The following is a 24,978-nucleotide window of genomic DNA, read 5'->3' as shown; positions in this document are numbered from 1 at the left end:
ATCCGCGGGCCTAGTCGTTGGGGGAGCGCGCGAGCCCACCCCCGGCCCCCTCCCGCTTGCGGGAGGGGAAGAAAGTCAGGCCGCCATCGTGAACGGTTCGAGCCCGGCAAGCTTGGTCCGCACCTCCGGCCGCGAGACCGCCCGCGGTTCCAGCCCGCGCACGCCGTCCGCCATCGCCTTGATATGCGCAGGCGTCGAGCCGCAGCAGCCGCCGAGCACGTTGACCTGCTTGGCCACCGCCCATTCGCCGACCAGCCCGGCGGTCGTCGCCGGCATCTCGTCATATTCGCCGAGTTCGTTGGGCAGCCCGGCGTTCGGGTAGATCATGATCAGCGTGTCGGCGATGCCGGACAGGGTCTTCACATGCGGCCGCAGCTGCTCTGCACCGAACGAGCAGTTGAGCCCGATCGTGATCGGCTTGGCATGCCGCACCGCGTGCCAGAACGCCTCGACCGTGTGCCCCGACAGGTTGCGGCCCGACAGATCGGTCAGCGTCATCGACAGCATGATCGGCACGTCGCGCCCGAGATCGTCGCCCGCCTCGATCGCGGCCATGATCCCGGCTTTGGCGTTCAGCGTATCGAACACCGTCTCGATCAGGATGAAATCGACCCCAACCCCCTCGCCGCCTTCGAGCAGCGCGTCGATCTGTTCGCGGTAGACGCCCTTCAGATAATCGAAGTCGATCTCGCGATAGCCCGGATCGTTGACGTCGGGGGACAGCGACAGCGTCTTGTTCGTCGGCCCGATCGCGCCGGCCACGAACCGCGGCCGGCCGTCCTTCGCCTCATATTCGGTCGCGAGCGCCCGTGCGATCTTCGCGCTTTCGACGTTGATCGCGCGGACCAGATGCTCGGCGCCGTAATCCGCCTGGCTGATGATGTTCGCGCTGAACGTATTGGTCGACACGATGTCCGACCCCGCGTCGAGATATTCGCGCGTGATCGTCTGGGGCACGTCCGGCCTGGTAATCGCCAGGATGTCGTTGTTGCCCTTCTGATCATGGCTCAGCCCGAGGTCGCCCGCATAGGCCGCCTCGTCGAGCTTCCAGTTCTGGATCTCGGTGCCGAACGCGCCGTCGGTGATCAGGATGCGCTTGGCGGCTTCCGCGTTGAAACGTTCACGTGGTGTCATCGATTGGACTCCCCCCTCCCGCAAGCGGGAGGGGTCGGGGGTGGGCGCCCGCTATCCTCGGGCGGTATCGTTGGGGGCGAACGCGAGCCCACCCCCGGCCCCTCCCGCCTGCGGGAGGGGTGATGAATTATGCCGCGGCGACCTTTTCGCTCGGCTTCGCGCGGACGCCGAGCATGTGACAGATAGCATAGGCGAGTTCGGCGCGGTTGAGTGTGTAGAAGTGGAAATCCTTCACGCCCCCCGCATAGAGCCGCCGGCACATCTCGGCCGCGATCGTCGCCGCGACGAGCTGTCGGGCCGCCGGATGATCGTCGAGCCCCTCGAACAGCCGGTCCATCCAGGCCGGAATCTCCGCCCCGCACGCGTTCGCGAACTTGCGCGTCTGCGCGACGTTCGAGACCGGGAGGATACCCGGGAGGATCTGCGCGGTGATCCCCGCCGCGGCCACCCGGTCGCGGAACCGGAAATAGGCTTCCGGCGAGAAGAAGAACTGCGTGATCGCCCGCGTCGCGCCCGCGTCGAGCTTGCGCTTGAGGTTGTCGAGATCGACGTCATGCCCGCCGGATTCGGGGTGGCATTCGGGATAGGCCGCGACCGAAATCTCGAACGGATGCAGCCGTGCCAGCCCGGCGACCAGCGCCGCCGCATTCTCATACCCGCCGGGATGCGCCTGATAGGGCTGACCCAGCGTCGGCATGTCGCCGCGCAGCGCGACGATGTGCCGTACGCCTGCCGCCCAATATTCCTCGGCAACCTGATCGATCTCGGCCTTGGTCGCCTCGACGCATGTCAGGTGCGCGGCGGCGTTCATCGACGTCTCGCGCTGGATCCGCGCGACGGTCGCGTGCGTCCGCTCGCGCGTCGACCCGCCCGCGCCATAGGTCACCGACACGAAATCGGGACCGAGCGGCTCGAGCGTGCGGATCGCGTCCCAAAGCTGGGCGTCCATCTTGTCGCTCTTGGGAGGGAAGAATTCGAAGCTGATCCCCACGTCGCCCGCGAGGTCGGCAAAGAGCGGTTCTTCGAGCGCACGACGCGCCTCGGCCAGTTGGGGAATAGTGATTGTCGTCATGCCGCCTTCACCTCACGCAAACTCATGCCAATCCTGCGGCCGAGCCATAATTTCACCGTCAGCTCACCGCCCTCGAGCGTCTCGACGCGCGCGGTCTGCAAACCGGCCGCGTCGAACCAAGCCGTCATCTGATCGTCGGCAAAGCCGAGGCGCGTATGCGCATCGCTCAGCCGCAATTCCTCGCGGTCATGGCTCGCAAAATCCGCGATCAGCAACCGCCCGCCCGGCGCCAGCACGCGCGCGGCTTCGCGGACCGCGGCGCCCGGCTGCTGTGCAAAATGAAGCACGTGATGCAGGATCGCGACGTCCGCCGCCCCGTCGTCGAGCGGCAGCGCGTACAGATCCGCCTGCCGCAATTCGGCATGTGCCATATCGTGCAGCTTGGCGCGCGCCAGACGCAGCATCTCCGAACTGCGATCGATCCCCAGCGCCAGTCGGGCATGTCCACCGAACAGCTCGAGCATCCGGCCCGTCCCCGTGCCGATGTCGATCAACGTACCGACCCGCGCATCGCCGAGCATCGCCGCCATCGCCGCCTCGACCTCGCTTTCGGCGACGTGCAGCGAACGGATTGCATCCCACTCGTCGGCATGCCCCTCGAACCACGCCGCCGCGCTCGCCGCCCGATCGGCGCGCACCGCAGCAAGCCGCGCCGCGTCGGCAACCGCCCAGTGATCGGGTTCTGCCTTAGCCCAGCTATCGAGAGCGGCAGCGACCGGATCGACAACATCGCTGCGCCCCACGCCGACGAACACCCAACTGCCCTCCTTGCGACGCTCCGCCAGACCGGCATCGCACAGGATCTTCACATGGCGCGACACGCGCGGCTGGCTCTGCCCGAGCACCTGCGCGAGTTCGCCAACCGACAGCTCCATGCGACGCAGAAGCGCGAGAATACGCAATCGGGTCGCATCCGCCATCGCACGGAAGATTTCGAGCGCCATCGTCATGGGAAGTCATATAAAGAATTCTTTATATGAGGTCAACGCAGGCCGTAGCGTGTCGCTGGAGGAATGCTGGCCCCAGGGTCGTCCCAACGTCGACGGATCGGAAACGCTTGGCCGGCGTTCGAACACGCTATGAACTGGAAAGCATCCGGCTCACAAACGTCAGGTCCGCCCGGATCGACGCCGAATTTGATGATGGGAGTGTTATTCATGAAGAAGTTTCTGATCCCCGCGCTAGTCCTGACGGCCGGCCTCGCAGCGTGCAGCAACAATGCGCAGAACGAGACCGCGGAAGCGGCGAACGCCATCGCGGCCGACGCAAGCGCGACGACCCAGAATGCGGTTGCCGATGTCGATGCCGCCAGCGATCGTGCGCTCGGCTCGGCTGAAGCATCGCTCGACAATGCCGGTGCGCGCATGGACAACGCCGCTGACCGTCTCGACGCCAGCGCCGACCGCGCCGGCGAGCGCGCAGAGGCCAATGTAGACCGTGCGGGTGCCGCGATCAACAACAGCGCCGACCGCGCAGCAGACGCGACGGGTAACGCACTGACCCGCGCCGGCAACGCGATCAAGGACTAATCGCCGTCACGGACCGCCCCGCACCGCGTTGTCCGACCGCGATCCGGTCGATGGTCCTGCGCTCCCGGCCTGCCTGGTCAGGACGCGGACGATCGACGGGTTTCGCGTCTGGCGGCCGGCTCGGGGCGGTTCTGTCTCTGGCCCTGCTGGGCGCCTGTTCCCCGACTCCGGAACAACCCGGCGCGGTCACGCAGGACGAGGCAGCGCAGCTCAACGATGCCGCGACCATGCTCGAAGTGAACAGCATGCGCCCCGACGGCCCACCCCCTGTTGGCAACTCGACCGCTGACGGCACGACACCGTCCCCCTCCCCCTCGCAAAGCGACCAGCCCCAATGATGAATCGCCGCCTCGGCTCGACCGATCTCAAGATCGCCCCCCTCGTTCTCGGGGGGAATGTCTTTGGATGGACAGCGGACAAGACCGCCAGCTTTGCGGTCCTCGATGCATTCGTCGCGGGTGGCGGGACGATGATCGACACTGCCGACATGTATTCGTCATGGGTGGACGGCCATGAGGGTGGCGAATCCGAAACGATGATCGGCGACTGGCTGCGGACGAGCGGCAGGCGCGATGACGTGCTGATCGCGACCAAGGTCGGCATGTTACCGGGTGAAGGTGGCGAGAAGCTCCAGCCGGCGCGCATCGCGGCAGCGGCCGAAGCATCGCTCAAGCGTCTCGGCACGGATCGCATCGATCTCTATTATGCGCATCAGGATGACGACACGGTGCCGCAGGAGGCTGTCCTCGAGGCCTTCGGCAAGCTCGTCGATGCCGGAAAGGTGCGCGTCATCGGCGCGTCGAACTTCCACGCCGCACGCCTGAAGTCTGCGGTGGACGCCGCAAAGGCCAGCGACCTGCCGCGCTATCATGTCCTCCAGCCCGAATATAATCTCGTCAGCCGCGACAAGTTCGAAGGCGAATTGCAGGACTATTGCGTGACCGAGAATATCGGCGTCCTTCCTTATTATGGTCTCGCGTCGGGCTTCCTCACCGGCAAATACCGCACGCCCGACGATCTGGGCGCAAGCGTGCGTGGCGGTGGCATGCGCGACCTCCTCGACGGAAAGGGGAAGGCAGTCCTCGAGGCGATGGATGCCGTCGTCTCGAACACGGGTGCCAGCCACGCTCAGATCGCGCTCGCGTGGCTCTTGGCACAGCCCGGAATTACCGCACCGATCGCAAGCGCGACCAGCGCGCGTCAGATCGAGGATCTTCTGCCCGCCATGACGCTTGAGCTATCTGACGAGCAGCTTTCGGCCTTGACGCTGGCGGGGGCGTGATGCGTCCCGCGCCCGGGTGACTGGGCGCGGTCTATGCCTCAGCGAAAATGGTTCACCAGGTTCGAATAGTCGTAGGGTTTCTGAAAGAAGGCGACGCCGTCGGGCAGACCTGCGGCTTTGCTCGGCCGCTGGCCGGACGTGACGACGACCTGGATCTGCGGCCAGCGCCGGCGGATGATCGCGGCGAGGGCCAGTCCGTCCATCGAGCCCGGCATGTCGATATCGGTGAATACCGCCGCGACATCGTCACGCGACGTCAGAATCGCCATCGCCTCGTCCGCATCGTCGGCGACGAGCGTCGACAGTCCGGCATCCTCGATCCGCGCCGTCGCGGTGATTTGAACAAGCAGATGATCTTCGACAATCAGAACGATCCCCGCAGCGGGGCGTCTGATCAATGGCGGTGCGAACAATGGAAACCCCATACACAAATTCAGGGTCGGCTCACGATCGGTCCGCCTGAGGCAGGTCGGGACGCGTGAGGCGCGAACCCGCTATGAACGGTCGGCGGCGAATTCGGACGCATCGCCGACGCCGATTTTCGTTGCATCACATGCGTCCTGTCGCATTCCTGGCGCGTCCAGCCGTATCGGCGTTCAGTCGCCGACGAACGTCAGTGCCGAGGTGCGACGCTCGCGTTCGTTGACGATCAACGCGCGGCCTGCGGGGGCTGCGGAACGCTGCGGGCAATCCGCGCGGAAGCATCCGCGACAGCCGATGCCGATCGGCATAGCCGCGCCCGTCAGATCGATACCGCTCGCAGCGACCAGCCCGCGCGCGAGTGCCGCCTCGACCCCCAATCCAATCGCAAACTCCGCGCGTACCGCTCCGAAGCGGCGCCCCTGCGGACGCACCGTCCGCGCCATCGTCAGCCAGCGCGCGCCGTCCTCCATCTCGACCAGCTGCACCACCAGGTCCCCCGGACGATCGAACGCGTGATGGAGCTGCCACAGCGGGCACCGGCCTTCCGCCTCGACCAGTGCCGCGCCGCTCGCGCCGGGATAGCGCTTCGACGCCTGCCCGGCGCGGTCGATCCGGATCATGAAGAAGGGAAGCCCTCTCGCGCCCACCCGCTGCAACGTCGTCAGCCGGTGCGCAACCTGTTCGAACCCTGCGCCGAACCGTCGCTGGAGCAGTTCGATATCGTAGCCGGTCGCCTCGCAGCCGCGCAGGAACCGCGCATAGGGCATCATCACCGCCGCCGCGAAATAGCTGAGCAGATGGCGTCGGTACAGTCGCTCGGCAGCGCGGTCGCTGAAGCCCGCGGCCTTGGCCAGCGCATCGATCTCCGCCTGCGCCTCGATCTGGCCAAGCTGGAACGCGACCGCGAACGTCCGTGATGCAGGGTCGAGCACCTCGCTCAGTTGCAGCTGCCGGGCATGAAGATCGAGCCGCCGCAACGTGTCGGGCAGCACGTCGGCGGGCAGGACGCGGATCGTGATGCCGTGTTTGGCGCGCAGGCGCTCGGTGATCGCCCCGTAAAGGTCGCCGGCCCCCAGCCGCAGCTCGTCCGCCAGCGCTTCGGCGGCGGCGTCGAGATCGGCAAAGTGATTCCGCCACCGCTCGATCTCGCGGCGCACCAGTGCGACCGGGTCGTCGGATGGCGCAATCGCACCATCCCCCTCCCCCATCCGGTCGAACACGCGCGCAAAGGCCTCGGCACCACCGGGCGCGCTGGCCAGCCATTCCTCGACCTCGTTGCGGTCGATCGCCAGGTCGGCGAACATGGGGTGCGCCAGACGACGGCGGATCGCCTCCGAACCGCCGCCCGGTTCGGCCGCCGCCAGGGTCCGCGGATCGAAATCGAAGCTTTCCGCGAGCTTGACGAGCAGCGTTGCGGAAATCGGCCGCTGGTTGCGCTCGACCAGATTGAGGTAGCTCGGGCTGATCGAAAGCATCTCCGCCATCGCGGCCTGGGTCAGTCCGGCACCGCGCCGCAACCGCCTGATCGCATGCCCTGCCAGTAATTTACGCTCGGCCATTCCACCTCCCCGTCCTTGTCACGATAGTTACAGAGAGACAGGGTCCGCGCAACGCCCAACGACAGCACAACCCGGCCATTCGCTCGCTCCCGCTTCCAAACCCCGCAAACATCAGGCTTTATGATGTCATCGCCGCCCCGGTTGCTCGAGTTTGTAAACGGGGAGACACATTCGCCATGAAGGAGATGGGCATGACGACCGAACCAATGCGCGCCCGCGCCGTTTTCTCGACCGCAGATTTCGAATTGCTCAAGGAAGCTATTGGCGAATTGATTACCAAGGTTTCGGTCGACGACGTAAAATTGAGCCGCCTCAGCGCGCTGTATCACCGGCTCGGCCGGCTCGGCTGACCGCCACCGTTCGACGGGCATTTTGCCAATAGGCACGCGCGCCGGACCGAGCGATTTCCTGGGGAGGAAAAGGGCCCATTGGTGCGCAGGCATCGATGGGCTTTTCCGCGTCTGGCCGACGCCGCCGTCCTCGCCTAGGAGGCGGTATGGCCGATGGAATTCTCAACAAGATCAAGGACGATATCGTCCTTTACGGGGCGCTTGCCGCCAATCTCGGCATTGCCGTCGCAAAGTTCGTCGCCGCGGGGCTGACCGGCTCGTCGTCGATGCTGACCGAGGGTGTCCATTCGCTGGTCGACAGCGGCAATCAGATCCTGCTGCTGTACGGGCAATCGCGGGCGAAGCAGCCGGCGGATGCCGCCCACCCGTTCGGCTATGGCCGCGAGCTCTATTTCTGGGCGTTCGTCGTCGCGATCCTGATCTTCGCGGTGGGCGCGGGCGTGTCGATCTATGAAGGGTATCGGCACATGCTGCGGCCCGAGCCGCTGTCCGACCCTCTCATCGCCTATATCGTTCTGGGCGTCGCGGTTCTACTCGAGGGTACCAGCTGGACGATCGCAGTTCGCGAATTCGCCAAGTCCAAGGGGGATTCGGGCTGGTGGACCGCGATCCACCGCTCGAAGGACCCGGCAGGCTTCATCGTCCTGTTCGAGGATTCGGCGGCGCTGGCCGGGCTGCTGATCGCCGGGCTCGGCATCTGGGCCAGCCACGCCTTTGCCGACCCCCGGATCGACGGCGTCGCGTCGATCCTGATCGGCCTGATCCTCGCGCTCGTCGCGGTGATCCTGGCACGCGAATCGAAGGGGCTGCTGATCGGCGAGCGTGCGGACTCCGCCGTGATCGCGACGATTCGCGGCATCGTCACAGCGCACCCTGGAATCGCCGCGGTGAACCATGTCCGGACGATCCACACCGCGCCCGACAGCATCTTCGCCGCGATCAGCGCGGACTTTGTCGACACGCTGACGATGGGCGAAGGCGAGACGATGATCGAGGCGATGGAAGGCGAGCTCCGCGCTGCGGTGCCCATGCTCGCCTCGATCTATATCCGTCCCGAAAAGCGCGAGAACGCCGTCGTGGTTCACGAGGGCGTCCCGGAGGATCAATAGGCGCGGGCGATCAGGATCCGCTCGACCGCAGGCTGGCCGGTAAAGATGCAGGCGCCATCGTCGCATCCGGTCTGGCCGATCGGCGCGTTGCGGATCGTCAGCTTGAGCGCCTTCAACCGCTCGACGACCGAGTCGAGCGCCGCGCCGGTCGGCTTCGCCCAGCGCACATCGACCCAGCCCGGGTTCTTCACGCCATCGGCAAAATGCGTCTCGAGCGCCGCAAAGTCGTCGATCGGCACGATGTTCGCGCGCAGCCGCTCCATCGACTCGACGTGCAACGCCCCCTGCACGTCCGCCAGCACGCCCGACACCGCTTCGACAAAGGCATCGCGCGGGGTCGCGACGCTGTCGAGCTTGCCGTCCTCGCGGTAGAGCCGGTCGCGGCGGATGACCGAGACGTTGCCGCCCGCCATGTCGCGGCCGCCGACCTCGATCACGATCGGTGCGCCCTTCTTGACCCAGCCCCAGCGCTTGGTCGCCGCCTTGGCGGGTTTCAGATCGAGCAGCGCACGGACCGGCTCGCCGAGTGCGGACTGCTTGGTGAGTTCTGCCTGAAGCGACTTGCAATAGTCGACGATGGCCGCGTCGTCGGGATTGTCGCGCAGCATCGGCACGATCACCACCTGCCACGGCGCGATCATCGGCGGCACGCGCAGGCCGTCGTCGTCGCCGTGAACCATGATGACGCCGCCGATCATCCGCGTCGACACGCCCCAGCTGGTGGTGTTGGCGAGCTCGAACTCGCCGGCTGCGTTCTGGAAGCGGATATTCTGTGCCGAGGCGAAATTGGTGCCGAGGAAATGCGAGGTGCCCGCCTGGAGCGCCTTGCCGTCCTGCATCATCGCCTCGATCGAATAGGTCGCGACCGCGCCCGGGAAGCGCTCATTCTCGGGCTTTTCGCCCGCGATCACGTGGAGACCGAGGCATTCCTCGGCGAAGTCGCGGTAGACTTCGAGCATCTTGAGCGTCTCGTCGCGCGCTTCGTCGACGGTCGCGTGCGCGGTATGCCCCTCCTGCCAGAGGAACTCGCTGGTGCGCAGGAACATGCGCGTGCGCATTTCCCAGCGGACGACATTGGCCCATTGGTTGATCAGCACGGGCAGGTCGCGCCACGACTGGACCCAGCGCGCGAACGCGGCGCCGATGACCATCTCCGACGTGGGGCGCACGACCAGCGGCTCCTCGAGCTTGGCGTCGGGATCGGGCACGAGTCGGCCATAGCCATCCGCCTTCAACCGGTGATGCGTGACGACCGCCATTTCCTTGGCGAATCCGTCGACATGCTCGGCCTCCTTCTCGAAATAGGAGAGCGGGATGAAGAGCGGGAAATAGCAGTTCTCATGCCCCGTCGCCTTGATCCGGTCGTCGAGCAGTCGCTGGATCCGCTCCCAGATGCCATAGCCCCAGGGGCGGATGACCATGCAGCCGCGGACGCCGGATTCCTCGGCGAGGTCGGCCTCGGTGATGACGGCCTGGTACCAGGCGGAAAAATCTGCCTCGCGGGTGACGGGGAGTGCGCGCTTTATCATGGCGTCGCGCTTATCGCGAACGCGGCGCTTCGTCACCCCATCCCACCGCCCCTACCGCCGTCATCATGTCGAAAGTCAGAACCCAGAGCCAAGGAGGGCGCGCGTGGTACCCTGGGTCCTGACTTTCGTCAGGGTGACGGCGGTTTGAGGGTGGGATCGCGGGCGCGGTTTGCGTAGGTGCAGGCAATGCCTTCAGACCGCATCCTTCCCGCCATCGGTATGCGGTTGCTGTCGGTCGTGATCTTCGCGCTGATGAACACCGCGATCAAACTGGCCGAACGCCACGGCGCGAGCGTGTCGGAGATCCTGTTCTTCCGCCAGTTCGGCGCGTGCCTGCTGGTGTCGGCCGTCATCACCGCCGGACCCGGCCTGCCCTCGATCGCGACGAAGCGCCTCCCCGCGCACATCATCCGCGCGGTCGTCGGGCTGTCGGCGATGGCGTTCACCTTCAACGGGATCGTCGCGCTGCCGCTGGCCGAAGCGACGACGATCGGCTTCACCGTGCCGATCTTCGCCACGATCCTCGGGGCACTGGTGCTGCGCGAGCCGACCGGCTGGCATCGCTGGGCGGCGGTGGCGGCGGGGTTTGCGGGCGTGCTGATCGTCGCGCAGCCCGGCAGCGGCGATCATTTTCCGTTATGGGGCGCGGGCTGTGCGCTGGCGGGCGCGTTCGGGACCGCGAGCGTGTCGATCCTGCTCCGGCAGATCGGCAAGACCGAGAGCGCGCTGACGACGGTGTTCTGGTTCTCCGCGCTGTCGCTGGTGCCGCTGTCGGTGATCTACGCGCGCGCAGCGGAGTCACATGGTTTCGTGACCTGGGCATGCCTTGCGAGCGTCGGGATCTTCGGGGGCCTCGCGCAGATCGCGATGACGACCTCGTTGCGGCTCGGGCCGGTGTCGGTGGTGGTGCCGATGGATTATTCGAGCCTGTTATGGGCGACATTGCTCGGCTGGCTGGTGTTCGACACGCTGCCCGCCGAGGCGACCTGGTTCGGCGCCCCCGTCATCGTCGCGAGCGGCCTCTACATCGTCTGGCGCGAACATGTCCGCCGGCAGGACGAAACCGACCGCGCGATCGCCTGACAGTCTCAGGGACGTCCCCCGCCCGTCATCCTGACGAAAGTCAGGATCCAGAGCCACAAACGGTATCGCTCGGTTACCCTGGATCCTGACTTTCGTCAGGATGACGGAGACGGAGCGCGTGGGGCGCGCTCCGTCTTCGCCATGCTTCGGGAAGCCGAGGTGTCGCTGGCTAGGGGCCTATTCCGCCGCCTGCGCAAGCGGCACGGGATCCTTCCAGACCAGCACGGGCTTGCGCGCCGCGAGCGTCTCGTCGAGGCGCGCGCGGGGGGCGAAGTGCGGGGCGGTCTTGAGGCTTGGATCACCTGCCTTGGCGCGTTCGGCGACCGAGCGCAGCGCGGCGATGAACTGGTCGAGCGCCGCCTTCGATTCGGTCTCGGTCGGCTCGACCAGCATCGCGCCGTGGACGACGAGCGGGAAATACATCGTCATCGGGTGGAAGCCCTCGTCGATTAGCCCCTTGGCGACGTCGATCGTCGAGAAGCCCTCGGCGAGCCCCGAGTCGGAGAACAGCGCCTCGTGCATGCACGGACCCGACGGGCCGAACGGCGCGTCGAGCGTGTCGTCGAGGCTGCGCAGGATGTAGTTCGCGTTGAGCACCGCATCCTCCGACACCTGGCGCAGGCCGTCCGCGCCGTGGCTGAGGATGTAGGTCAGCGCGCGCGTGAACATGCCCATCTGGCCGTGGAACGCGACCATCCGGCCGAAGCTGCCGGCATGATGCTCGCCCGCGGTTTCTTCCTCGACGAGGACGAACTGCCCATCCTGATTTTCGACAAACGGGAGCGGAGCGTAGGGCGTGAGCGCCGCCGAGAACACCACCGGACCCGAGCCCGGGCCGCCGCCGCCATGCGGGGTCGAGAAGGTCTTGTGCAGGTTGATGTGCATCGCGTCGATGCCGAGATCGCCCGGGCGGACGCGGCCGACGATCGCGTTGAAGTTCGCGCCGTCGCAATAGACGAAGCCGCCCGCCGCATGCACTGCGTCCGAAATCTCGCGCATGTCGCGCTCGAACAGCCCGCAGGTGTTGGGGTTGGTGATCATCACGCCCGCGACGTCGGGGCCGAGCCGAGCCTTCAGCGCGGCGGTGTCGACGCGCCCCTCGGCGGTGGCGGGGATATCCTCGACGCCATAGCCCGCGAACGCCGCGGTGGCGGGGTTGGTGCCATGCGCGCTCTCGGGGACGAGGATGACCTTGCGGTGCCCTTCACCCTTGGCTTCGAGCGCGGCGCGGATCGCGAGGATCCCGCACAGCTCGCCATGCGCGCCCGCCTTGGGGCTCATCGCGACCGAGGTCATGCCGGTAAGCGTGACGAGCCAGTGCGCAAGCTGATGGATGACCTCGAGCGCGCCCTGCACGGTGTCGACCGGCTGGAGCGGGTGGACGTCGGAGAATCCGGGCAACCGTGCCATCTTCTCGTTGAGGCGCGGATTGTGCTTCATCGTGCAACTGCCGAGCGGGAAGAAGCCGAGATCGATGCCGTAATTCTGGCGCGACAGGCGCGTGTAATGGCGGACGGTTTCTGGCTCCGACAGACCGGGGAGGCCGATCGGGTTGGCGCGAGCGAGCGCCCCAAGCTTGTTTCCCCGCGAAGGCGGGGACCCAGTCTGGGCACCCGCCTTCGCGGGTGAACAAAAATCGACGCCCGTCGTGTGCGTATCGCCGATCTCGAAGATCAGCGCTTCCTCCAGCATCAGCGCCTTGTTGCCGGTGACGCTGGCGGGGACGTTGCCCTTGCCCTGCTCGGGCGCGGTCGGGCGCCAGCCGCTCTGGTTGATGCTCATGCCAGTATCTCCTGGAGTGCGGACGCAAGCGTTTCGACGTCCTCCGCGGTGGTCGTTTCGGTCACCGCGACGACGAGGCCGTTCGCGAGATCGTCCTTGCCCGGATAGAGACGCCCGAGTGAGACACCCGCAAGAATGCCGCGATCGGCGAGCGTACGGACGACGGGGCGTGCCTCGACCGGCAGCTTCAGCGTGAATTCGTTGAAGAAGCTGTCGTTGATCAGTTCGACGCCGGGGATCTGCGACAGCCGCTCGGCGGCGGCCACGGCACCCGCATGGTTCACCTCGGCGAGCTGGCGCAGGCCCGCCTCACCCAGCAGCGTCATGTGGATCGAGAAGGCCAGCGCGCAGAGCCCCGAGTTGGTGCAGATGTTCGACGTCGCCTTTTCGCGGCGAATATGCTGCTCGCGCGTTGACAGAGTCAGCACGAAGCCGCGGCGGCCATCGGCGTCGACGGTTTCGCCGCAAAGCCGGCCGGGCATCTGGCGGACATATTTGTCCTTGCACCCGAACAGGCCGACATAGGGCCCGCCGAACTGGAGGCCGACGCCGAGCGACTGCCCCTCGCCGACGACGATGTCCGCGTCCATCTCGCCGGGCGAGGTGATCGCGCCGAGCGCGACGGGCTCGGTGACGACCGCGATCAGCAGCGCCTTTTTCGCGTGGCACGCATCCGCGAGCGGACGCAGATTGGCGATGCGGCCGAGGATGTCGGGATACTGGACGACCACGCACGACGTGTCGTCGTCGATCTTCGCGATCAGCCGGTCGAGGTCCATTTCGGGCACCAGCCGCGGGTCGGTCGTATCGAGCACGTCGCCGGTGAACCTGGCCATCGTGTTCGACACCGACACGTAATGCGGGTGCAGCCCCGCCGACAGGATCGCCTTGCCGCGCTTGGTGATGCGACGCGCCATCACGATCGCTTCCCAGCACGCGGTCGAGCCGTCGTACATCGACGCGTTGGCGACGTCGGTGCCTAGCAGCCGCGCGACCTGCGTCTGGAACTCGAACAGCATCTGCAACGTGCCCTGCGCGATCTCGGGCTGATACGGCGTGTAGGCTGTCAGGAACTCGCCGCGCTGGATCAGGTGATCGACGCTGGCGGGAACATGATGCTTGTACGCGCCGCAGCCGAGGAAGAACGGGGCTTCCCCCGCAGTAAGGTTCTTCTTGGCGAGCGCCGACATATGGCGTTCGACCGCCATTTCGGACGCGTGCATCGGCAGGTCGCGGACGGGACCGTCCAGGCGCGCGGCCTCGGGCACGTCGACGAACAGGTCGTCGATCGTCGCGGCACCGATGACGGCGAGCATCGCCTCGCGGTCGGGCTGGGTCAGGGGAAGGTAGCGCATGGAACTCTCCTTGCCCCTCCCCTTCAGGGGAGGGGTTGGGGGTGGGGCGTTTCCACAGGCGGCGCGTCTGTCGCACTGCCCCACCCCAACCCCTCCCCTGAAGGGGAGGGGCTTTGACGAATTAAAGCCCTTCGACGAACGCCGCGTAGGCAGCTTCGTCCATCAGGCTGTCGAGTTCGGCGGGATCGCTGAGCGTCAGCTTGAAGAACCAGCCGGCGGCTTCGGCGTCCGAATTCACCAGGCTCGAATCGTCGGCGAGCGCGGCGTTGCCCTCGATGACGGTGCCCGACACCGGCGAATAGACGTCCGACGCGGCCTTGACCGATTCGACGACTGCGGCATCGGCGCCCTTGGTCAGCTGCTTGCCGGCCTCGGGAACCTCGACGAACACGACGTCGCCGAGCTGGCTCTGCGCATATTCGCTGATGCCGACCGTGCCGACGTCACCGTCGACATCGACCCACTCATGATCCTGCGTAAAATAACGGCTCATATCACTTGGCTCCTGCGCGGACGTAGCGGTGGGGAATGAAGGGCATCGCGGTGACGGTCGCGCTATGGACCTTGCCGCGCTGTGCGATCTCGATGCGGGTGCCCGGCGTCGCCAGCGCGAGCGGCACATAGGCCATCGCGATCGGCTTCCCGAGCGTCGGCGCGAAGCCCCCGCTGGTGAGGCGGCCGATCGTCGCGCCGGTGTCGTCGATCACCTCGGACCCCTCGCGTGCGGGCTGGCGGCCCTCGACGATCAGGCCGACTCGCTTGGTGGCGGGGCCATTCTCGCGCTGCGAGAGGATACGTTGGGCGCCGGGGAAGTCGGCAGCCTCACGGCGTCGCTTCGACAGCGCGAAACCAAGGTCCGCCATGACCGGCGTGGTCTCGGGATCGAGATCGTGGCCGTAGAGCGGCAAACCGGCTTCGAGGCGCAGCGAATCGCGTGCGCCAAGGCCGATCGGCTTGATCTCGGGCAGTGCGAGCAGCGCGTCGGCGAACGCGACGGCATGCTCGGCGGGGATCGAGATCTCGACGCCGTCCTCACCGGTATAGCCCGATCGGCTGATCCAGAGCGGTACGTCGTTCCAGTGGAACGCGCCCGCGGTCATGAACACGAGGCTGTCGATGCCGGGGACGATCCGCGCGACCGCGTCAACCGCCTTGGGGCCCTGTACCGCGAGCAGCGCCTGGTCCTCGAGGATGTTGATCGTGACGTCGTCGGGCAGATGCTCGATCAGATAGCTGACATCATCGTACTTGGTCGCGCCGTTGACGACGACGTAGAAGCTGCCGCTCGCGGTCGGCGACGGGTGCAGCGGGTCGTACGCCTCGGGCTCGACGTCCTGCGCCGAGAAGGGCGAGGGCTGATCGTCGGGCAGGCGCGTCGCCATCAGGTCGTCGAGGATGCCGCCATCCTGCGCGAGCAGCAGCGAATAGCGCATCTTGCCCTCGCCAAGCCCGGCGATGTCGCCCGGCAGCACGGTTTCGAGCGCGCTCGCGACGCCTTCGCCCGAAAAGACGAGCTGCCCCATGTGGCTGACGTCGAACAGGCCGGCCGATTCGCGCGTCCAGGCGTGTTCGGCCATGATGCCGTCATACTGGATCGGCATCTGATAGCCGGCGAATTCGACCATCCGTGCGCCGTTCGCGCGGTGCCACGCGTCGAGCGGCAACGGCAGCACCTCGGGCTCGACGTAATCGTCGGCCTCGTCGATGATGCTGGCATAGTCTCGAATGTCGGCGTCGCTCATGTCGGTCTCCGTCGAAGGGGCGCGCGGCACCCTGTGGTGCTGCGATCCGACCCCCTCTGTCACGGAACCTGAGAGCTTTCACCGCCTGATTGGCGGCTTACCCCTTCGGTGGCCCTCGGCACGGAGCCAGGACGCTTTCCAGAGTGTCGATCAGCCCCGCGCGGTCTCTGGTGCCTGAGAGATTCCGGGGTGGTTGCTCCTTCGGCGGCCCCCTGCCCCTTTCAGGGCCGATCCTCAAAGGACCAGGAAACGCTCTCCCGCGCGGTGCCATGCCGGTTGCCCGGCATCGACGCGTCAAGCTGTGCCGCGCCGCACAATCTTAGTCAATCGGCGGTTTGGCGTGATCGTTCTTTTGCTGCGATCGCGGCGGCCTCATGCCCCGTCATCCTGACGAAAGTCAGGATCCAGGATCACGCACGGGCCGCAGCTTGGCTCTGGATCCTGACTTTCGTCAGGATGACGGGATGGTGGTGACTCAGCGGGTGGCGTTGTACTTCAGCTGGTCGGCGGTCAGCTGGAACCCGACCAGCGTCTCGAAGCTGGCGCGCAGCACCGCCTGCCGCACCTCGGGCGTGCTCAGCGGATCGACCGCCGCATCCTCGTCACCGGCCTTGCGCTTGCGCGTCAGCTTCTCGCGGACGTCCGCCGACAGCGTTGCCGCCGCGCGCGTGATCGTCGCGGTGCCCTGGGCATTCGCCTCCGCCCGCAGCTGGCCTGCATCGAAGTGCAGCGTCACACGGCCGACGCGCTTGGCAACGACCGCGCTGCCGCCGCGCACGACGGTCACGAAATAGGGCAGCACGACGTCGCGCGCCGCGTCGGCCCGCGCACGCCGCGCCTGGACAGTGAACGTCACGTTCGTCAGGATCGGGTCGTTAGCGTCGACGCAGGTCGAACGGACATTGGTCATCAGCGCGGTGACGTCGATCGCCGACTGGTCGCGGCTGGTGACGGGGTCGAACACGGTGACGTCGCCGGTCGCGGCCGGCACCGCCACGGTCGGGCACGCGGTGCGGATCGCGGAGATGCCGCCGGTCGCGTCGATCTCTCCCTTGGAAGCGCAACCGCCCAGGGCGAGCGCGAGGATCGAAGCGGCAAGGATGGGGGCTTTCACGGGGACGCGTACCTTCTCGAACGAGCGAAAGGGCCTGCGCAACCGCACCGGCCCCTGTCACCGGGCACCATAGGAACCGGCTTTCGTCCAGGCAAGCAATCGCGTAGAGCCCGACGACTATGAGCATCCCCCCAGAGCCCATCGCAAACCCCGCAACCTCGCTCGCTGAGCCGGCCATGCGCGGCGACAAACCCGCGCTCGAACTGCTGATCGCGGCGCCGCGCGGCTTCTGCGCCGGCGTCGACCGCGCGATCCGCATCGTCGAACTGGCGATCGAGAAGCACGGCGCGCCGGTCTATGTCCGCCACGAGATCGTCCACAACAAGTTCGTCGTCGACACGCTGAAGGCGCAGGGCGCGGTGTTCGTCGAGGATCTGAGCGAGGTGCCCGACGATGCGCCGGTGGTGTTCTCCGCGCACGGCGTCCCCAAATCGGTGCCGCTCGACGCGCAGGCGCGCGGGCTCGAATATCTCGATGCGACCTGCCCGCTGGTCTCGAAGGTCCATCGCCAGGCCGAGCGGCTGGTCGCGCAGGGGCGGCATATCGTGTTCATCGGCCATGCCGGCCATCCCGAGGTGATCGGCACCTTCGGCCAGGTGCCCGAGGGCGCGATGTCGCTGATCGAAACGGTCGAGGATGCGGAAGTCTTCGCGCCGATCGACCCCGCCAATCTCGCCTTCCTGACGCAGACCACGCTGTCGGTCGACGACACCGCGGCGGTCGTCGCGACGCTGCAGCGACGTTTCCCCGAGATGCTGCCGCCGCGTGGCGAGGACATCTGCTACGCGACCTCGAACCGCCAGGCCGCGGTCAAGGCGATCGCGCATGGGTGTGACGCGATGCTGGTGATCGGCGCGCCCAATTCGTCCAATTCGGTGCGGCTGGTCGAGGTCGCGCAGCGCGAGGGCACGCCCGCGATGCTGATCCAGCGCGCCAGCGAACTCGACTGGGATTTCCTCGCTGGAGTCGGCACGCTCGGCATCACCGCAGGCGCGTCCGCGCCCGAGCTGCTGGTCCGCGAACTCGTCACGCGCCTCGCCGAGCGGTTCGAGGTGTCCGAGCGCGAGGTCGAGACGACGCGCGAGACGATCGCCTTCAAGCTGCCCCGCGGGCTCGAAGCCGCCGCCTAGCATGGCGGTCTATACGCAGGTCTCGGCCGAGGCGCTTGGAACGTTCCTCGCGCGGTACGACCAGGGCGCGCTGGTCTCTGCCAAGGGGATCGCCGAGGGGGTGCAGAACAGCAACTACCTCGTCGAGACCACCGCGGACCGGTTCATTTTGACGCTGTACGAGGAATGGACGTCGACCGACGACCTGCCCTTTTTCCTTGCGATGCTCGATCATCTGGCGGCGGCGGGTAATCCGGTGCCGCGCGCGCTGCCCGATCGCGACGGTCTCGCGATCCAGCAGCTCGCCGGGCGCTCGGCCTGTCTGATCGAATTCCTGACCGGCGTGTCGGTGTCGCACCCGACCCCCGCACAGGCACGCGCGGCCGGCGCGGCGATGGGCCAGCTCCATGCCGGGCTGGCGGACTTCGCACCGACCCGCGCCAACCCGCTGGGCGCTGACACCTGGCGCCCGCTGCTCGAGCGGTGCGGTGCGGGGATCGACACGATCGAACCCGGGCTGTTTGCACGGATCGAGGCGGCACTGGCGCGGGTTCTGGCGCAGTGGCCGCGCGATCTGCCTATGGCGGCGATCCATACGGACTTGTTCCCCGACAATGTCCTGATGCTCGGCGACCGCGTGACCGGGGTGATCGACTTCTATTTCGCCTGCACCGACATCCGCGCCTATGATCTGGCGGTGATGCACAGTGCCTGGGCGTTCGACGCGACCGGCGAGCGTTACGACCCCGCGATCGGCGCGGCGCTGATCGCGGGCTATGAAAGCCGGTTCGCGCTGTCCGAGGCGGAGCGTGCCGCGCTGCCGATCCTCGCGCAGGGCGCCTGCCTGCGCTTCCTGCTGACGCGCGCCTGGGACTGGGTCAACACGCCGGCCGATGCGCTGGTGACGCGCAAGGATCCGCTCGCCTATTGGCGGCGGCTCGAAGCCTATCTCAAGGACGACCTGTTCGCATGACCGACGACGCTGCCGCGACAATGATGACCAAGGTCGAGATCTATACCGATGGCGCCTGCAAGGGGAATCCGGGACCGGGCGGCTGGGGCGCGGTGATCCGGATGGGCGCGCACGAGAAGGAATTGTCGGGCGGCGAGCCGCAGACGACCAACAACCGGATGGAGATGACCGCGGCGATCGAGGCGCTCAACATCCTCACCCGGCCCTGCGCGGTGACGCTGTATACCGACAGCAAATATGTGATGGATGGCCTGACCAAATGGGTGAAGGGCTGGCAGCGCAACGGCTGGAGGACCGCGGACAAGAAGCCGGTGAAGAATGCCGAGCTGTGGCACGCGCTGCTCGCCGCGGTCGCGCGGCACAAGATCGAGTGGCAATGGGTCAAGGGTCATGCCGGCCACCCCGAGAACGAGCGTGCCGACACGCTCGCCAGCAACGCCGCGATTGCGGCGATGACGCCCGGCCGCCGCTAGGCTGACACGAAGCGGCGTTAGAAACGACGGGGCGAATAGCGGTGCGGATCGATCCCCGCCACCGCAGGATCAGGCGACGTCCCAAGCAGCAACGCGGCCGCAAGACGCGCCGCCGCCGGTGCGGTCTGGATGCCGAAGCCGCCCTGCCCCGCGCACCAGAAGAAGCCGGGTTCGGCGGCGTCGAAGCCGTAAACCGGCAGCCGGTCGGGCGCGAAGGTCCGCAGGCCTGCCCAGCGACGTTCGACCTGTGTGACCTGCCAGTCGACCGCCTGTTCGAGCCGGTCGATCGCGATCGCGACGTCGATCTCCTCGGGCGCGGCATCGCAGGGGTCGGTCGGCGTCTCGTCATGCGGGCTCAGCCAGAGCCGGCCGCCGGGCTCGGGCTTGAAATAGAAGCCGCCTGAAACGTCGGCGACATGCGGCATGCCCGCCGCGGCTGCGGGATCGGTCCGCAACTGAACCATCGTCCGCCGGTAGGGCTGGAGTCCGATTGGTGCCACGCCCGCGCATCGCGCGACGCTATCGGCCCAGGCCCCCGCCGCATTGACCAGCACGGCGGCGCGAAACGTCCCCGCGGGCGTCTCGATGCTCCACTGGCCCGTGTCGCGTTGGGCGGCCTGCAGTGCAGCGCCGGTGACGAGATCCGCCCCGCCCCCCCGCGCGGTCGCCAGGTCGCGCGCGTGCAGTCCGGCGACGTCGATATAGGCGCAGCTCGGCTCGTGCACGCCGAGCGTCCAGTCGGGGCGCAGCCCGGGGAGGAACGCCGCGGGATCGACCCGGTCGAGCTGCACATCGCTGTCGGCGAACTCGGCGAGGAACTGGTCGATCGCCGGCGCGTCCTGCGTACGGCCGATATGGAGCGAACCCAGCGGCTGAAGATGCCCGCCGGCCCTGAGCACCGGGCCCGACGCGGTCGTCAGCGGCTGGATGTCGGGGCCACCATAGGTTTCCGACCAGAAGGCCGCGGACCGCCCCGTCGCGTGGTAGCCCGGCATGTCCTCCGCCTCGAGCAGCAGCACGCGCGCATGCGGCGCGAGCATCGCGGCGAGGCTGACGCCGGCCATTCCCGCGCCGACGATCGCGACGTCGTAGACTTTCATCGGCGCGGCACCGTGTCGTCGAGAAACGCGTCGAGAGCGGCGAGCGCACGGTCACGTACGGCATCCGATTCGCGCAGGATCTCATGCGCCGATTCAGGACCGAACCGCACCAGCCGCGCGTCGCGCAGCCGCTCGACGATCCGGACCGCCGCATGCGGATCGACCAGCTTGTCGGCATCCGCGAGCAGCATCAGCACCGGCGTCGCGATCGTCTCGACGCGCGGATCGCAGGCGAGCGCGGCGGACCCGGCGAATGCTTCGGACAGCCAGGTCCAGCTTGGCGGACCGAGCTGCAGGTCGGGCTGCGCCTCGTGCCACCAGCGTTCGTCGTGATAGCGGTCGGCGTCGTGGGTGAGCAGACGCTGGCGCGACGCGACGGGCCCGGGCCGCTCGTTCTGGCGCCAGGCCGCGCGAATCGGTGCACGCCGCGCCATGTAGCGCGCGATCCGGCCGCTCAGCCGCGCGCCGAGGGGAGAGCGAAGGCCCAGCATCGGTGCGACAAGGATCGCCGCCGCCGGGTCGATCGTCCCCGCCGTCAGCGCGCGCATCACCATCAGCCCACCCATCGAGTGGCCAAGGATCGCCGTCGGGATGCCGCCATCGCCTTCGCCGCGCCACTGCCGCCAGAAGCCGGCGAGATCGGCATCGTAGGTCGCGAAGTCGTCGACATGGCCGACATAGGGGTCGGGGGACAGCCGCCCCGACCCGCCCTGCCCGCGCCAGTCGAGCGAGGTCACTGACCAGCCGACGCTGCGCAGATGCGCGATCGTCTCGAGATATTTCTCGAAACTGTCGCCGCGACCGGCCTGGAAGAGAAAACGTCCGCGCGGATTCGGTGCCGGCCAGTCGAACCGCCTCAGGCTCCAGCCGTCGGGCGCGACCCAGCGACTGACGCGGGCATCGTCGGGAATCGCGCGCCGACTCGCGGCTGGCACGATCGGTGCGACGGTGGTGCGGGCATGCGAACGGGCCGGACCGGAGGCGGGCCCGGAGGTCGGATCAGAATCGAACATCGGCGACACAGTTACTTTTTCGAAAGCCATACCCGCTAAATGTAGTGCATGGGGTCGACGTTTACTCTTCCAATTCTACTTTTTCTGCTCGCCGGGCTGCTTGTCCTCGCTGCGATCGAGGACGCACGGACGCGGGAGATCGCCAATGCGAAGACCGCCGCGATCGTGCTGCTCGCGCCATTATGGTGGTGGGCCAACGGCCTGTCGCCCTGGCCCGACATGGCGATCCAGATCGGGATCGCCGCGGCGGTCTTCGCGCTGTTCTGCATCGCTTTTCATTTCGGGCTGATGGGCGGCGGCGACGTCAAGCTGATCGTCGCGCTGTCGCTGTGGCTGCCGTTCGGCGCGTTCATGGCGATGCTGATGGTGATGTCGATCGCGGGCGGCGTGCTGACCGCGGGGATGCTGATCGCAAGGAAGCTGGCCATGCGCCGCGCCGATTCGGGCGTCGAAAACGCCGCGATCGAGGTGCCCTACGGCATCGCGATCGCCTTTGCAGGGCTCGTCGCGGTCCACGAACCACTCCTTAACTCCCTGCGGTAGATACTTAATGTTCGATCAATCACACGGCGCCCGAAAGGCACGATGAGTCATGGATAGTCGCAAGCTCATATTGCTGGTCGGTGCGTTGATCGTGGCGGCGGTCACGGCCTTCTTCGCCCGCACGCTGATCGCGGGCAGCGCAGCCCCGCAGGCGACCGCGGTGGCGATGCAGCCTGCCGTGATCGACGGCCCGGAAGTGCTGGTCGCGACCCGCGCACTGCCGGTCGGCACGATCCTCGACGCGACCGCATTGAAGTTCCAGCCCTGGCCCAAGGAGCTGGTCGACAACGCCTATTACCTGAAGGACAAGACCGACCTGAAGGCGCTGCAGGGCACCGTGGTGCGCAACATGATCACCGCGGGGCAGCCGGTGACGCAGGGCGCGCTGGTCAAGCCCGGCGACCGCGGCTTCCTGGCGGCCGCGCTCGGGCCCGGCATGCGCGCTGTGACGGTCCCCGTTTCGGAACAGGCATCGGTCGCGGGCTTCGTGTTCCCGGGCGACCGGATCGATCTGGTCCTGACCCAGGCGGTGGCGGGGGGCGGCGACGGCGATCCGCTGAAGGTGTCGGAGACGATCATGCGCAACGTGCGCGTGCTCGCGACCGACCAGCGTACCGACAACAAGGTCGGCGACGACGGCAAGACCGTCGTCAGCACCTTCTCGACGGTCACGGTCGAGACGACGCCCAAAATGGCCGAGGAGATCGCGGTCGCGCAGACGGTGGGGACGCTGTCGCTGTCGCTGCGTTCGATCGCGGACAATGCGGGCGAGCTCGAGGACGCGATCGCGTCGGGCAGCGTGAGCGTGCCCGCGGGGTCGGATCCCAAGGCGGAGCGCGCGATGCTGCTGCGTCTCGCGAGCCAGCCGTCGTCGGGTGCGAGCAGCTACGTCACCGGCGCGGACGTGTCGCGCTACCAGCGCAGCACCGTGCCGGGCAAGGCGGTCGCGTCAGGCGGTCCGGGGGGCTCGGCACAGATGATGATGCCGGCTGGCGTACCCGGCGGCGCGCCGGCGGGAGCCCCTTCGGGCCCGATCGCGTCGGGCCCGGTCGTCCGGGTCGCCCGCGGCAACAGCATGACCATCGTTCCGGTGGGGGGGAAGTAAGATGCGTACGAGCATGACAGGGATGCGGGCGTCGCTCGGCTGGTCGTTCGCCGCGGTGCTCGCCACGGCAGGCACCGCGCCCTCCGCGCCGGCCATCGCCCAGGCGCAGGTCTCGGCCGCTCCCGCCGGGCTGGTTCAGGTCAACACCGGGCGTGGCCGGCTGGTGACGCTGTCGCGGCCGATGAGCGACCTGTTTGTCGCCGACGACACGATCGCCGACGTCCAGGTCCGCTCGCCAACGCAGCTCTACATCTTCGGCAAGAAGACCGGCGAGACGACGATCTCGGCGACGGCCAAGGGCGGCGCAATCGTCTACAGCTCGACCGTCCGGGTCGGCAACAATCTTGATTCGATCCAGCAGATGCTCGGGCTGGCGATGCCCGAGGCGCAGGTTGTCGCGACGCCGATGAACGGGCTGGTCCTGCTCACCGGCACGGTCGCCGCGCCCGAGGATGCGGCGGAGGCCGAACGCCTGGTGCAGGCGTTCGTCGGCGATGCGACCAAGGTCCTGTCGCGGCTCAAGACCGCGACGCCGCTCCAGGTCAATCTGCAGGTCCGCGTCGCCGAGGTTTCGCGCAGCTTCGTCAAGACGATCGGCGTCAACCTGACCAGCCGCGGATCGGGCAATTTCCTCTTCAACATCGCGCAGGGGCGGCAAGGCACGATCACCACGGTCCCCGGAGTCGTCGGGGTTCCCGGCGCAGCAGTCGACGTGAACGGTGCGGTGCCGGGCAACACGCTGTTCGGCTTCCCCTCCAAGTCCACCACCGGCTCGACGATCGGGATGGCCGGGCGCCTGCTGGGGCTCGACCTGCTCGCGGCGATCGATCTTGGCGAACAGACCGGACAGGTCTCCACGCTCGCCAACCCGAACCTCACCGCGCTGTCGGGGGAAACGGGAACGTTCCTCGCGGGCGGCGAAGTGCCGATCCCGATCGCGCAGGCGCTGGGCACGGTGTCAGTCGAGTATAAGCAATATGGCGTCAGCCTCGCCTACACCCCGACCGTGCTCTCGGACGGTCGCATCTCGCTTCGCGTCCGCCCCGAAGTGTCGCAGCTCGATTACTCCAACGCGGTCACGCTGAACGGCACCCGCGTGCCAGGGCTGACGACCCGACGGACCGAGACGACGGTCGAGCTCGGCTCGGGCCAGAGCATGATGATCAGCGGCCTGCTGTCGAACAACCACAACAACACCTACGACAAGACGCCGGGGCTCGCGAGCCTGCCGATCATCGGCGCGCTGTTCCGGTCGAACAGCTTCCAGCGCAACGAGACCGAGCTGGTGGTGATCATCACCCCCTATCTGGTCAAGCCGGTCAACAACCCGGCCGACATCGCGCTGCCTACCGACGGCTACAAGGCACCGACCGATGCCGGCCGGGTCCTGCTCGGCGATCTCGGCGGCGGAACGACGGGCGGGCGCCGGCCGGTGCCGAGCGTCGCGCCAATGGGCTATGCGAACCCCGCGATCGGCGCTGCCGCCCCGGTCGGCCCCATCCCGACCCGCGACCCGCAGCAGCCGGCCATCAAGACGGGCACCAAGCCGAAGATGAGCAAGGGCGCCGCACCGATGCCCGGCTTCTCCAACTGATCCCG

24 protein-coding genes and 2 riboswitches are annotated in these 24,978 nt (G+C 67.4%); of the genes, 11 read left to right on the top strand and 13 right to left on the bottom strand.

The window, feature by feature from the left end:
- Window positions 1–75: 75 nt before the first annotated feature.
- The 3 genes from NEF64_RS05220 to NEF64_RS05210 all read right to left on the bottom strand — a co-directional run bounded on the left by NEF64_RS05220 (window position 76) and on the right by NEF64_RS05210 (window position 3,156).
- Window positions 76–1,134, bottom strand: a complete 1,059-nt coding sequence (locus NEF64_RS05220) for a homocysteine S-methyltransferase family protein (RefSeq protein ID WP_031396518.1) — start codon at window positions 1,132–1,134, stop codon at window positions 76–78.
- 127 nt (window positions 1,135–1,261) lie between these two features.
- Window positions 1,262–2,206, bottom strand: a complete 945-nt coding sequence (gene metF / locus NEF64_RS05215; protein ID WP_056406088.1) for a methylenetetrahydrofolate reductase [NAD(P)H] — start codon at window positions 2,204–2,206, stop codon at window positions 1,262–1,264.
- Window positions 2,203–3,156 (bottom strand): ArsR/SmtB family transcription factor, encoded by a 954-nt coding sequence (locus tag NEF64_RS05210; protein ID WP_056406087.1) that lies wholly within the window; start codon window positions 3,154–3,156, stop codon window positions 2,203–2,205. The genes metF and NEF64_RS05210 overlap by 4 nt, the downstream gene beginning before the upstream one ends.
- A 207-nt stretch (window positions 3,157–3,363) precedes the next feature.
- Here NEF64_RS05210 and NEF64_RS05205 point away from each other — a divergent pair, with 207 nt between their 5' ends.
- Both NEF64_RS05205 and NEF64_RS05200 read left to right on the top strand, forming a co-directional pair.
- Window positions 3,364–3,735, top strand: a complete 372-nt coding sequence (locus NEF64_RS05205) for a hypothetical protein (protein ID WP_252574680.1) — start codon at window positions 3,364–3,366, stop codon at window positions 3,733–3,735.
- A gap of 334 nt (window positions 3,736–4,069) precedes the next feature.
- The gene (locus NEF64_RS05200) at window positions 4,070–5,017 is read left to right on the top strand and encodes an aldo/keto reductase (protein ID WP_056406086.1); all 948 of its coding nucleotides are present in this window, start codon (window positions 4,070–4,072) and stop codon (window positions 5,015–5,017) included.
- Between the two features lie 38 nt (window positions 5,018–5,055).
- On the opposite strand, the gene NEF64_RS05195 is transcribed toward NEF64_RS05200, so the two are convergent.
- Both NEF64_RS05195 and NEF64_RS05190 read right to left on the bottom strand, forming a co-directional pair.
- Complete coding sequence (locus NEF64_RS05195; protein WP_200912165.1) at window positions 5,056–5,415, bottom strand: response regulator; 360 nt, start codon at window positions 5,413–5,415, stop codon at window positions 5,056–5,058.
- A gap of 198 nt (window positions 5,416–5,613) precedes the next feature.
- On the bottom strand, window positions 5,614–6,999 hold the full coding sequence (locus NEF64_RS05190) for a helix-turn-helix domain-containing protein (RefSeq protein ID WP_056406084.1): 1,386 nt from the start codon (window positions 6,997–6,999) through the stop codon (window positions 5,614–5,616).
- A 191-nt stretch (window positions 7,000–7,190) separates the two neighbouring features.
- Between NEF64_RS05190 and NEF64_RS05185 the strand changes: the two genes are divergently transcribed.
- A complete protein-coding gene (locus tag NEF64_RS05185; protein ID WP_166746134.1) occupies window positions 7,191–7,349 on the top strand; it encodes a hypothetical protein in 159 nt (52 codons plus the stop codon).
- 146 nt (window positions 7,350–7,495) lie between these two features.
- Window positions 7,496–8,458 (top strand): cation diffusion facilitator family transporter, encoded by a 963-nt coding sequence (locus NEF64_RS05180; protein WP_252574677.1) that lies wholly within the window; start codon window positions 7,496–7,498, stop codon window positions 8,456–8,458.
- On the opposite strand, the gene NEF64_RS05175 is transcribed toward NEF64_RS05180, so the two are convergent.
- The gene (locus tag NEF64_RS05175) at window positions 8,452–9,987 is read right to left on the bottom strand and encodes an aminoacyl--tRNA ligase-related protein (protein ID WP_056406368.1); all 1,536 of its coding nucleotides are present in this window, start codon (window positions 9,985–9,987) and stop codon (window positions 8,452–8,454) included. The genes NEF64_RS05180 and NEF64_RS05175 overlap by 7 nt on opposite strands.
- A 186-nt stretch (window positions 9,988–10,173) precedes the next feature.
- Between NEF64_RS05175 and NEF64_RS05170 the strand changes: the two genes are divergently transcribed.
- Complete coding sequence (locus NEF64_RS05170) at window positions 10,174–11,070, top strand: DMT family transporter (protein ID WP_056406082.1); 897 nt, start codon at window positions 10,174–10,176, stop codon at window positions 11,068–11,070.
- A 177-nt stretch (window positions 11,071–11,247) separates the two neighbouring features.
- Here the strand turns inward: NEF64_RS05170 and gcvPB are convergent, their stop codons facing one another.
- The 5 genes from gcvPB to NEF64_RS05145 form a co-directional block, all read right to left on the bottom strand.
- Window positions 11,248–12,852 (bottom strand): aminomethyl-transferring glycine dehydrogenase subunit GcvPB, encoded by a 1,605-nt coding sequence (gene gcvPB, locus NEF64_RS05165; protein ID WP_056406081.1) that lies wholly within the window; start codon window positions 12,850–12,852, stop codon window positions 11,248–11,250.
- Window positions 12,849–14,207, bottom strand: coding sequence for an aminomethyl-transferring glycine dehydrogenase subunit GcvPA (gcvPA, locus tag NEF64_RS05160; RefSeq protein ID WP_056406080.1), 1,359 nt, complete (start codon window positions 14,205–14,207; stop codon window positions 12,849–12,851). Before gcvPA ends, gcvPB begins: the two co-directional genes overlap by 4 nt.
- A 121-nt stretch (window positions 14,208–14,328) precedes the next feature.
- On the bottom strand, window positions 14,329–14,700 hold the full coding sequence (gene gcvH, locus NEF64_RS05155) for a glycine cleavage system protein GcvH (RefSeq protein ID WP_031441599.1): 372 nt from the start codon (window positions 14,698–14,700) through the stop codon (window positions 14,329–14,331).
- Window position 14,701: 1 nt separating this feature from the next.
- Entirely contained in the window at window positions 14,702–15,949 is a 1,248-nt protein-coding gene (gene gcvT, locus NEF64_RS05150; protein WP_082446741.1) for a glycine cleavage system aminomethyltransferase GcvT, read from the bottom strand.
- A gap of 46 nt (window positions 15,950–15,995) precedes the next feature.
- Window positions 15,996–16,099, bottom strand: a riboswitch (glycine riboswitch).
- 1 nt (window position 16,100) lies between these two features.
- Window positions 16,101–16,219: riboswitch (glycine riboswitch) on the bottom strand.
- 205 nt (window positions 16,220–16,424) lie between these two features.
- A complete protein-coding gene (locus NEF64_RS05145; RefSeq protein WP_235516350.1) occupies window positions 16,425–17,063 on the bottom strand; it encodes a hypothetical protein in 639 nt (212 codons plus the stop codon).
- Window positions 17,064–17,239: 176 nt separating this feature from the next.
- Between NEF64_RS05145 and ispH the strand changes: the two genes are divergently transcribed.
- From ispH to rnhA, 3 genes are read left to right on the top strand one after another with little or no spacing between them, the layout of a single operon-like run.
- Entirely contained in the window at window positions 17,240–18,193 is a 954-nt protein-coding gene (gene ispH, locus NEF64_RS05140) for a 4-hydroxy-3-methylbut-2-enyl diphosphate reductase (RefSeq protein ID WP_031395013.1), read from the top strand.
- A 1-nt stretch (window position 18,194) separates the two neighbouring features.
- Window positions 18,195–19,145, top strand: a complete 951-nt coding sequence (thrB, locus tag NEF64_RS05135) for a homoserine kinase (RefSeq protein WP_056406079.1) — start codon at window positions 18,195–18,197, stop codon at window positions 19,143–19,145.
- A complete protein-coding gene (gene rnhA / locus NEF64_RS05130) occupies window positions 19,142–19,618 on the top strand; it encodes a ribonuclease HI (RefSeq protein ID WP_414711881.1) in 477 nt (158 codons plus the stop codon). The genes thrB and rnhA overlap by 4 nt, the downstream gene beginning before the upstream one ends.
- Before the next feature lie 17 nt (window positions 19,619–19,635).
- On the opposite strand, the gene NEF64_RS05125 is transcribed toward rnhA, so the two are convergent.
- Together NEF64_RS05125 and NEF64_RS05120 are read right to left on the bottom strand one after the other, a co-directional pair.
- Window positions 19,636–20,718, bottom strand: coding sequence for an NAD(P)/FAD-dependent oxidoreductase (locus tag NEF64_RS05125; RefSeq protein WP_056406078.1), 1,083 nt, complete (start codon window positions 20,716–20,718; stop codon window positions 19,636–19,638).
- Window positions 20,715–21,731 carry an alpha/beta fold hydrolase gene (locus NEF64_RS05120; RefSeq protein WP_082446737.1) on the bottom strand — a complete coding sequence of 339 codons (1,017 nt, stop codon included), beginning with the start codon at window positions 21,729–21,731 and terminating at the stop codon, window positions 20,715–20,717. Before NEF64_RS05120 ends, NEF64_RS05125 begins: the two co-directional genes overlap by 4 nt.
- Before the next feature lie 48 nt (window positions 21,732–21,779).
- On the opposite strand from NEF64_RS05120, the gene NEF64_RS05115 reads away from it, so the two are divergent.
- From NEF64_RS05115 to NEF64_RS05105, 3 genes are read left to right on the top strand one after another with little or no spacing between them, the layout of a single operon-like run.
- Window positions 21,780–22,274, top strand: a complete 495-nt coding sequence (locus NEF64_RS05115) for an A24 family peptidase (protein WP_031395063.1) — start codon at window positions 21,780–21,782, stop codon at window positions 22,272–22,274.
- A gap of 49 nt (window positions 22,275–22,323) precedes the next feature.
- Window positions 22,324–23,379, top strand: coding sequence for a Flp pilus assembly protein CpaB (gene cpaB, locus NEF64_RS05110; protein WP_056406077.1), 1,056 nt, complete (start codon window positions 22,324–22,326; stop codon window positions 23,377–23,379).
- A gap of 13 nt (window positions 23,380–23,392) precedes the next feature.
- The gene (locus NEF64_RS05105; protein ID WP_082446803.1) at window positions 23,393–24,973 is read left to right on the top strand and encodes a type II and III secretion system protein family protein; all 1,581 of its coding nucleotides are present in this window, start codon (window positions 23,393–23,395) and stop codon (window positions 24,971–24,973) included.
- The last annotated feature ends 5 nt before the right edge of the window (window positions 24,974–24,978 follow it).

The sequence above is a fragment of the Sphingomonas aerolata genome (assembly GCF_023935825.1).
Lineage (GTDB): Bacteria > Pseudomonadota > Alphaproteobacteria > Sphingomonadales > Sphingomonadaceae > Sphingomonas > Sphingomonas aerolata.
The sequence above is the reverse complement of the archived record's forward strand: the minus strand, read 5'-3'. Positions and strand labels throughout refer to the sequence as shown.

What these genes read in the sequence shown, in the direction of transcription:
- NEF64_RS05220 (WP_031396518.1), bottom strand. Translation starts at nt 1,134, where the DNA reads ATGACACCACGTGAACGTTTCAACGCGGAAGCCGCCAAGCGCATCCTG.
- metF (WP_056406088.1), bottom strand. Translation starts at nt 2,206, where the DNA reads ATGACGACAATCACTATTCCCCAACTGGCCGAGGCGCGTCGTGCGCTC.
- NEF64_RS05210 (WP_056406087.1), bottom strand. Translation starts at nt 3,156, where the DNA reads ATGACGATGGCGCTCGAAATCTTCCGTGCGATGGCGGATGCGACCCGA.
- NEF64_RS05205 (WP_252574680.1), top strand. Translation starts at nt 3,364, where the DNA reads ATGAAGAAGTTTCTGATCCCCGCGCTAGTCCTGACGGCCGGCCTCGCA.
- NEF64_RS05200 (WP_056406086.1), top strand. Translation starts at nt 4,070, where the DNA reads ATGATGAATCGCCGCCTCGGCTCGACCGATCTCAAGATCGCCCCCCTC.
- NEF64_RS05190 (WP_056406084.1), bottom strand. Translation starts at nt 6,999, where the DNA reads ATGGCCGAGCGTAAATTACTGGCAGGGCATGCGATCAGGCGGTTGCGG.
- NEF64_RS05185 (WP_166746134.1), top strand. Translation starts at nt 7,191, where the DNA reads ATGACGACCGAACCAATGCGCGCCCGCGCCGTTTTCTCGACCGCAGAT.
- NEF64_RS05180 (WP_252574677.1), top strand. Translation starts at nt 7,496, where the DNA reads ATGGCCGATGGAATTCTCAACAAGATCAAGGACGATATCGTCCTTTAC.
- NEF64_RS05175 (WP_056406368.1), bottom strand. Translation starts at nt 9,987, where the DNA reads ATGATAAAGCGCGCACTCCCCGTCACCCGCGAGGCAGATTTTTCCGCC.
- NEF64_RS05170 (WP_056406082.1), top strand. Translation starts at nt 10,174, where the DNA reads ATGCCTTCAGACCGCATCCTTCCCGCCATCGGTATGCGGTTGCTGTCG.
- gcvPB (WP_056406081.1), bottom strand. Translation starts at nt 12,852, where the DNA reads ATGAGCATCAACCAGAGCGGCTGGCGCCCGACCGCGCCCGAGCAGGGC.
- gcvPA (WP_056406080.1), bottom strand. Translation starts at nt 14,207, where the DNA reads ATGCGCTACCTTCCCCTGACCCAGCCCGACCGCGAGGCGATGCTCGCC.
- gcvH (WP_031441599.1), bottom strand. Translation starts at nt 14,700, where the DNA reads ATGAGCCGTTATTTTACGCAGGATCATGAGTGGGTCGATGTCGACGGT.
- gcvT (WP_082446741.1), bottom strand. Translation starts at nt 15,949, where the DNA reads ATGAGCGACGCCGACATTCGAGACTATGCCAGCATCATCGACGAGGCC.
- ispH (WP_031395013.1), top strand. Translation starts at nt 17,240, where the DNA reads ATGCGCGGCGACAAACCCGCGCTCGAACTGCTGATCGCGGCGCCGCGC.
- thrB (WP_056406079.1), top strand. Translation starts at nt 18,195, where the DNA reads ATGGCGGTCTATACGCAGGTCTCGGCCGAGGCGCTTGGAACGTTCCTC.
- rnhA (WP_414711881.1), top strand. Translation starts at nt 19,142, where the DNA reads ATGACCGACGACGCTGCCGCGACAATGATGACCAAGGTCGAGATCTAT.
- NEF64_RS05125 (WP_056406078.1), bottom strand. Translation starts at nt 20,718, where the DNA reads ATGAAAGTCTACGACGTCGCGATCGTCGGCGCGGGAATGGCCGGCGTC.
- NEF64_RS05120 (WP_082446737.1), bottom strand. Translation starts at nt 21,731, where the DNA reads ATGTTCGATTCTGATCCGACCTCCGGGCCCGCCTCCGGTCCGGCCCGT.
- NEF64_RS05115 (WP_031395063.1), top strand. Translation starts at nt 21,780, where the DNA reads ATGGGGTCGACGTTTACTCTTCCAATTCTACTTTTTCTGCTCGCCGGG.
- cpaB (WP_056406077.1), top strand. Translation starts at nt 22,324, where the DNA reads ATGGATAGTCGCAAGCTCATATTGCTGGTCGGTGCGTTGATCGTGGCG.
- NEF64_RS05105 (WP_082446803.1), top strand. Translation starts at nt 23,393, where the DNA reads ATGACAGGGATGCGGGCGTCGCTCGGCTGGTCGTTCGCCGCGGTGCTC.